The organism is Lacrimispora sp. (genome assembly GCF_031982545.1).
GTDB lineage: Bacteria > Bacillota > Clostridia > Lachnospirales > Lachnospiraceae > Lacrimispora.
In genome coordinates, this window is record NZ_DALYXB010000003.1 from 178,641 (window position 1) to 184,694 (window position 6,054).

General features: G+C 45.3%; 6 protein-coding genes. 1 reads left to right on the forward strand and 5 read right to left on the reverse strand.

All coding sequences use genetic code 11. The features are described 5' to 3' along the window. Positions 1–4: 4 nt before the first annotated feature. Positions 5–949, reverse strand: coding sequence for a flavodoxin family protein (locus ABS301_RS06745; RefSeq protein ID WP_349671490.1), 945 nt, complete (start codon positions 947–949; stop codon positions 5–7). 214 nt (positions 950–1,163) lie between these two features. Between ABS301_RS06745 and ABS301_RS06750 the strand changes: the two genes are divergently transcribed. Then, complete coding sequence (locus ABS301_RS06750) at positions 1,164–2,681, forward strand: PucR family transcriptional regulator (protein WP_349671491.1); 1,518 nt, start codon at positions 1,164–1,166, stop codon at positions 2,679–2,681. Here ABS301_RS06750 and ABS301_RS06755 read toward each other — a convergent pair. The 4 genes from ABS301_RS06755 to ABS301_RS06770 form a co-directional block, all read right to left on the reverse strand. Then, positions 2,678–3,472, reverse strand: a complete 795-nt coding sequence (locus ABS301_RS06755; RefSeq protein ID WP_349671492.1) for a DAPG hydrolase family protein — start codon at positions 3,470–3,472, stop codon at positions 2,678–2,680. The two genes, ABS301_RS06750 and ABS301_RS06755, sit on opposite strands and share 4 nt — an antisense overlap. 83 nt (positions 3,473–3,555) lie before the next feature. Continuing rightward, complete coding sequence (locus tag ABS301_RS06760) at positions 3,556–4,203, reverse strand: 3-oxoacid CoA-transferase subunit B (protein WP_349671493.1); 648 nt, start codon at positions 4,201–4,203, stop codon at positions 3,556–3,558. Continuing rightward, positions 4,193–4,852, reverse strand: coding sequence for a CoA transferase subunit A (locus ABS301_RS06765; RefSeq protein WP_277406738.1), 660 nt, complete (start codon positions 4,850–4,852; stop codon positions 4,193–4,195). The genes ABS301_RS06760 and ABS301_RS06765 overlap by 11 nt, the downstream gene beginning before the upstream one ends. An 11-nt stretch (positions 4,853–4,863) precedes the next feature. Next, entirely contained in the window at positions 4,864–6,042 is a 1,179-nt protein-coding gene (locus ABS301_RS06770; RefSeq protein ID WP_349671658.1) for an acetyl-CoA C-acetyltransferase, read from the reverse strand. Between the last annotated feature and the right edge of the window lie 12 nt (positions 6,043–6,054).

Here is a 6,054-nt window from a genome sequence, read left to right on the forward strand (position 1 = left end):
GATTTTATATTGTTTTAAAATTCAGGTTTTTGTATTTTTCAAGTTTTTCGCTGGCAATTCTGCGTTTTTCCGGATCGGAGAAGAACCCTCCCTGTGTATGAATGATTTCTTCCAGGTGCTTGCCTCTTCCCGCCAGGGTGTTGCGGTCTCTTATCAGCCCATTTTCCTGAATCACAAACTTCCACTTTCCCTCTTCTGTTTTTTCAAGGGTTCCGCCAGCACCGCATACCTGGCATTCAATTGGAAAATGAAGCCCATCCCACTGAACTTCTCCCAGAATCAGCGCATTGGAATGGCAGTTTGGACACCAGCCCATATCTTCGTCTCCCAGCCATTTGCGCTCTTCCACAGGAGTATTGATTGCTGTCATGACGTTCTTTCCCATTTGGCCCACTCGTTCAATCATATCGTCATGAAGGAGACATTGTGCAGGAGCCGGAACTCTTGTAGCAAGATACATATCCACAACCTTAAAGTCCGAAGTGAACATAGCTGCCTGCATGGATTCCAGAGCCATGGACTGCCAGGAACGGGTGGACCCACCTACGGCAATCAAAGCACTGACTCTGTCCTTATGTTCGATTGCCCCGATGGACTCCAGAAATGAGTTCTCATAGCTTAAACTTCTCTGGGCAAACTTTGCAAATACGGAACAGGCCTGCAGATCATATGTAGGTGCTGCAAAAATAACTCCGTCCGCTTCTAACAGCACTTCCATGATTTTCTTCTTATCATCCTTATTATCCAAAACACATCCAGCATTCTTTCCCTGTGACATGCCTATGGTACATGAGGTGCATCCGGTACAATCTATAATGTCATAATCTCTCAAATTGACCATTGTAACATCGGCTCCCTCTTCCTGACATGCAAGAAGTGCCTCCTTTAACAAAACATCACAGTTGCTGTTTTTACGACCTGTACTGACTCCTAAAATTTTTACTGACATGAATATTCTCCTTTTCTATTTATCTAAAATTTAGTACAATTATTGAAAGTTATCATAATAAAGTTCTGTTATGTAAATATCTATAAAAATACTGTCTACTGGTTCGTTAAAATAATAACATGCTTTAGATAAAGAAGCTTCCATCATTTATCGAAAATTTTTCTCATATTACCGGGATGATTTCCTACATTTGTCTCAAAGAAAAGGAGTTTCAATGGCTTGTTTAAATAATATCATTCAAAAGATACAAGATACATTTCAGGTTCATGTTCACGGGCCCATTTTTTCCAGCCGGCGGATTGAGAGCGTTTATTATTTGCTGCCTTCTCATGACGGTCAGCTGCAGCCTGATCCCGACACCCTGTACATAGGAACTTATCCGGATCATCAGCCTCTCAATCCAGACGGCTGTATTCTTTTGCTCAACTGTTGTTCCAATGAAGAAAACACAAACATACTTTCCATTAAAGAGAACCTGGACTCCTTTGCGGTCTTAAACTGCATACAGCAGGAATTATACGATTGCCGCAAGGCGGACTTAAAGAGAGATGAAGTATTACAGGTGTTGCAGGCAGGTTATGGTTATCAGAGTATGCTTGACACGGCAATGACATTTCTCAATAACCCCATAACATTATGTACCACAAGCTTCTCTGTGCTTGCCTCCAGCCCTAAGAATTATTTTGATGATAAATTTGATGTCTATGATGAAAAATTCTATTTAAAAAGTAATTTTATACAGAGCATGAAAGAAAAACAGGTTCTGCAGCATCTGTTTACCTCGTCCTCCCCGATCATAGTGGAACCGGATGATGCACACGAAATCTCTTATCTGTTCTGCAGCATTCATATCAGACGTGCCGCAGTGGGATACTTATGTATCAGCTCTCTTAACCGCCCTTTTCAATCTGCTGACAGTTCCTTTGCCATGAACTTATCTAAGCTGATCTCCCTGGAAATGCAAAAGGATGAGTGTTACGCAGAAAAAACAGGGCTGAAATATGAGTGTTTCTTAACCGACTTAATCGAGCAGAATCTGGACAGCAAAATCATTGCAGCCCGGCACCTGTCACAGCTGGGAAAGACCTTATACCAGTATTTCTGGGTACTGGGATTCACCTTTCATGGTTTTTCCAATACCCAGTTAAACCCTAATTACTATATTGACCAGCTATCAGGGATATTTAAGCACAGCATGGCCTTCTTTTATAAAGGGACATTAATACTTTTGCACACCAGCAACTGCAAAGATCTTTACCAGTCCATTGACAAACAGAAGCTGTCTCATTTTCTTCAGCTAAACCAGATCCATGCCGCGATTAGTTTTCGATTTGAACAACTACTGGATACCCCACGCTATTATAACCAGGTAATGTTTCTGCTGAGGAATCAGAACTGTATCAGGAAGGAGCACATTCTCACTTATGAAGACAATTATTTAAACCATCTTCTGGCAGCCTCTCAAAATCAAATTAATACAGAGACCCTCATTCATCCGGATCTTTTATTTCTGCAAAACTATGACCAGGAAAATAACACAGAATACATAAAGACTCTAAAGGCATATTTTTTAAATAACCGCAATGCCTTAAATACTTCCAATTACCTGCACATTCATAAAAGTACCTTTTTTTACCGCATCGGTAAAATTGCAGATTTGATTAGTTTTGATCCGTCCAATGCAGAACTTCTTTTTTCCTATGAATTTTCCTTTCGAATATTGGAATTTTAAAAGTTATCTTTGTTCTGTGCGTACACTTCCGGCAAAATGGCTGCTAAGTTGGAAAACTCCTTGATGTTATGGGCAAAGAGGCTCTTGGCAGCGATTTCCGGAATTTTAAAGCCTTCGGGCAGGGATTTTCGTATCATTCCATTCTCCAGCTTAAAGCCGATCCAGAAGCGGGAGCAGAACATAACCCCCTCCTTATAAGGATACCATTTATGGGTCATGCCACAGGCGCAGGAGCTCTCTCCAATGGCACAGACCATAGACTCACATGCTTCACTTCCCACGATGGAGGGATCATAACCAAAATCAGCCGGACTTTTGAAACACAGCTTAAGGAATTCAAAGCCGGGGCCAATATCTTCCATTATATAGTGGTTCACTCCCCATGTCTTCTCCCTCATTGGTACTTCAGGGTCACAGACGTAATCCGGCCGGTCAGCCCTGGCAAAACAATGGTCCTCCGGGTCCCATATTTTGTAGCGGAGATCGGAACCTACACTATGCCAGGGAAACCACCAGTCCAGCATGTCCCCAGTGACACCGGGCATGTAGGTGGTATTACATACGTAGCCAGTTCCATCCTCATGAATACCGTAACCGTTCTGACAGTATTCTTCATCATTTCCTGCAAGATAGAGGTTTCTTTTTTCAAATGGCACTCCCGCTTTGTTGTCCCCCTGGCCATTTATTAAGATGGCAAGCTTTTCCTCCGGTATTTCTGCCATAGGGCGCTCAAAAAACTTATAATAGGATAAGTTCTTTTCTTCCTGGCTTACGCCGACTTTTTTCCCCATGTTTCTATCTCCTGTCTTTTATTTTTTATTGCTTAAACTATATTTATAATTCATTTTCTTAAATACTTCAAGTACGGCAACTATTAAAAGCGCCCGATGCACTCCGCCATAATCAGAGGTGCTTCTGTCTTTGCTGCAACCTCTTCCGGTGTGGTGTCCACGGAAACTTCCTTAAGGACAAGACCGTCCTCTGTCACCTCGATGACAGCAAGTTCCGTCACGATTTTGTGGACCTTACAAACTGCCGTTGGCGGTAATGTGATATTGTTTAATATCTTTGGAGATCCATCCTTTGCCGTATGGGTCATGGCAATGATCACCTTTTTGGAGCCTGTGACCAGATCCATGGCTCCACCCATGCCCGGAACCATCTTCCCCGGTATGATGTGGCTGGCAAGGCTTCCCTGCTGATCCACCTGTAAGGCTCCCAGAACGGTTACATTCACGTGCCCCCCGCGAATGATGGCAAAGGAAAATGCGCTGTCAAAATAGCTGGCTCCATGTTCTACAGTCACAGGTTTCCCCCCTGCATTGACAATATTAGAATCGTATCCGTCGGCTCCAGGCACGGGTCCCATGCCCAGGATTCCATTTTCAGACTGGAGGTGAATGGTCATTCCATCTGGTATGTAATCGGCAACCATGGTAGGAAGTCCAATTCCCAGATTTACCACATCTCCGTCGTTTAATTCTTTTGCCACACGTCTGGCAATCGTTTCTTTAATCGACATAAGGTTCACCTCCTACAAGAAAGTCTACAAATATCCCGGGCGTAGCTACGCTTTCTGCCTGAATCTTTCCTACTTCCACGATCTCTTCCGCCGCTGCAATTACGGTTTCTGCCGCAGTCGCCATCATGGGATTGAAATTCCTGGTGGTTGCCCGGTAGAACAAATTGCCCTTTTCATCGGCAACGGAGGCGCGAATCAGAGCAAAATCGGCTTTTAGTGGCTTTTCAAGAACAAAATGTTTTCCATCCACTTCAATTACCTGTTTTCCCTCTTCAATCTCTGTGCCCAGCCCGGTGGGCGTCAGAACACCACCAAGGCCAGCTCCTCCCGCGCGGATCTGCTCTGCAAGGGTTCCCTGAGGTACAAGCTGCACCTCCATCTTTCCCTCGTTCATGAGCTGTCCTGTGAGTGGGTTTAAGCCAATGTGGGAAGCGATCAGTCGGCTGACCGCTCCTGTTTTAATAAGACGGCCAATTCCTGTATCAAGAGTTCCTCCGTCATTTGCAATAATCGTTAAATTTTTGAGATCTTTTTCTATCAGCGCATCAATCAGGATTTCCGGAGTTCCGTTTGACATGAAACCTCCGATCATGATTACGGCTCCGTCATTGATGGAAGCAACCGCTTCCTGGGGCGAAACTTTTTTCATGCGCATTCCTCCTATCGTTCCACTACGATTGCTGTTCCCATGCCGCCGCCAATGCATAAGGTGGCAAGGCCTTTTTTCGCATCCCGCTTCTCCATCTCATAGAGGAGGGTGGTCAGGATTCTTGCGCCGGAAGCGCCGATGGGATGGCCTAAGGCGATCGCCCCGCCATTTACGTTGGTCTTTGCCGGGTCAAGGCCTAAGTCACGGCACACGGCAATAGCCTGAGCCGCAAATGCTTCGTTGGCTTCTGCCAGATCCAGTTCTCCCGCGGTAATTTTGGCATGCTTCATGGCAAGTTTTGAAGCTGGGATCACGCCAAGACCCATGACCTCCGGTTCTACACCTGCAGAACCATAGCCTGTAATTCTTGCCATAATCGGAAGCCCTAATTCTTCCGCCTTTTCTTTGGAGCAGAGAATCACCATGGCAGCTCCATCATTTAATCCGGAAGCATTGCCTGCTGTGACGGTTCCGTCCTTGATAAAAGAGGGACGAAGCGTTCCAAGGGTCTCCTCTGTGGTTCCGAACCGAGGAAATTCGTCCGTATTAAAAACCTTGGGCTCGCCTTTTCTTACAGGGATTAAAACCGGTACGATTTCTTCTTTAAAACGGCCTGCTTCTATGGCCTTTTGTGCTCTTTGCTGGCTTTCTGCTGAAAACGAGTCCTGCTCCTGTCTGGTGATTTTGTAACGCTTCGCAATGTTTTCTGCAGTGACACCCATGTGATAATCGTTATATACATCCCACAGGCCATCCTGAATCATGGTATCTACCAGAGTTTCATTTCCCATTTTGTGTCCGAACCGGTGATTGTTTAAGACATAGGGCGCACATGACATGCTCTCTGCTCCGCCAGCCAGGATCAAGTCGGCATCTCCCGCCTTAATAATCTGTGCCGCAAGAGTAACTGCTCTTAAGCCCGAACCGCAAACTTTGCTGATCCCCATAGCGGGTACCTCCACCGGCACCCCTGCTTTTAAGGATATCTGGCGTGCCACGTTCTGTCCTGAGCCTGCGCTGAGTACATTTCCTACGATGACTTCATCAATTTGCTCCGGCTTAATTCCAGCCCGTTCCATCGCACCTTTTGCAGCCGTGGCCCCTAAATCCACCGCTGAAATGGCAGCAAGACTGCCCCCAAAGCTGCCGATGGCTGTCCGGGCAGCACTTACAATAACTACTTCTCTCATGTTTCCTCTTTC

Coding starts and splice junctions, on each gene's coding strand:
- ABS301_RS06745 (WP_349671490.1), bottom strand. CDS start 949: ATGTCAGTAAAAATTTTAGGAGTCAGTACAGGTCGTAAAAACAGCAAC.
- ABS301_RS06750 (WP_349671491.1), top strand. CDS start 1,164: ATGGCTTGTTTAAATAATATCATTCAAAAGATACAAGATACATTTCAG.
- ABS301_RS06760 (WP_349671493.1), bottom strand. CDS start 4,203: ATGTCGATTAAAGAAACGATTGCCAGACGTGTGGCAAAAGAATTAAAC.
- ABS301_RS06770 (WP_349671658.1), bottom strand. CDS start 6,042: ATGAGAGAAGTAGTTATTGTAAGTGCTGCCCGGACAGCCATCGGCAGC.
- ABS301_RS06765 (WP_277406738.1), bottom strand. CDS start 4,852: ATGAAAAAAGTTTCGCCCCAGGAAGCGGTTGCTTCCATCAATGACGGA.
- ABS301_RS06755 (WP_349671492.1), bottom strand. CDS start 3,472: ATGGGGAAAAAAGTCGGCGTAAGCCAGGAAGAAAAGAACTTATCCTAT.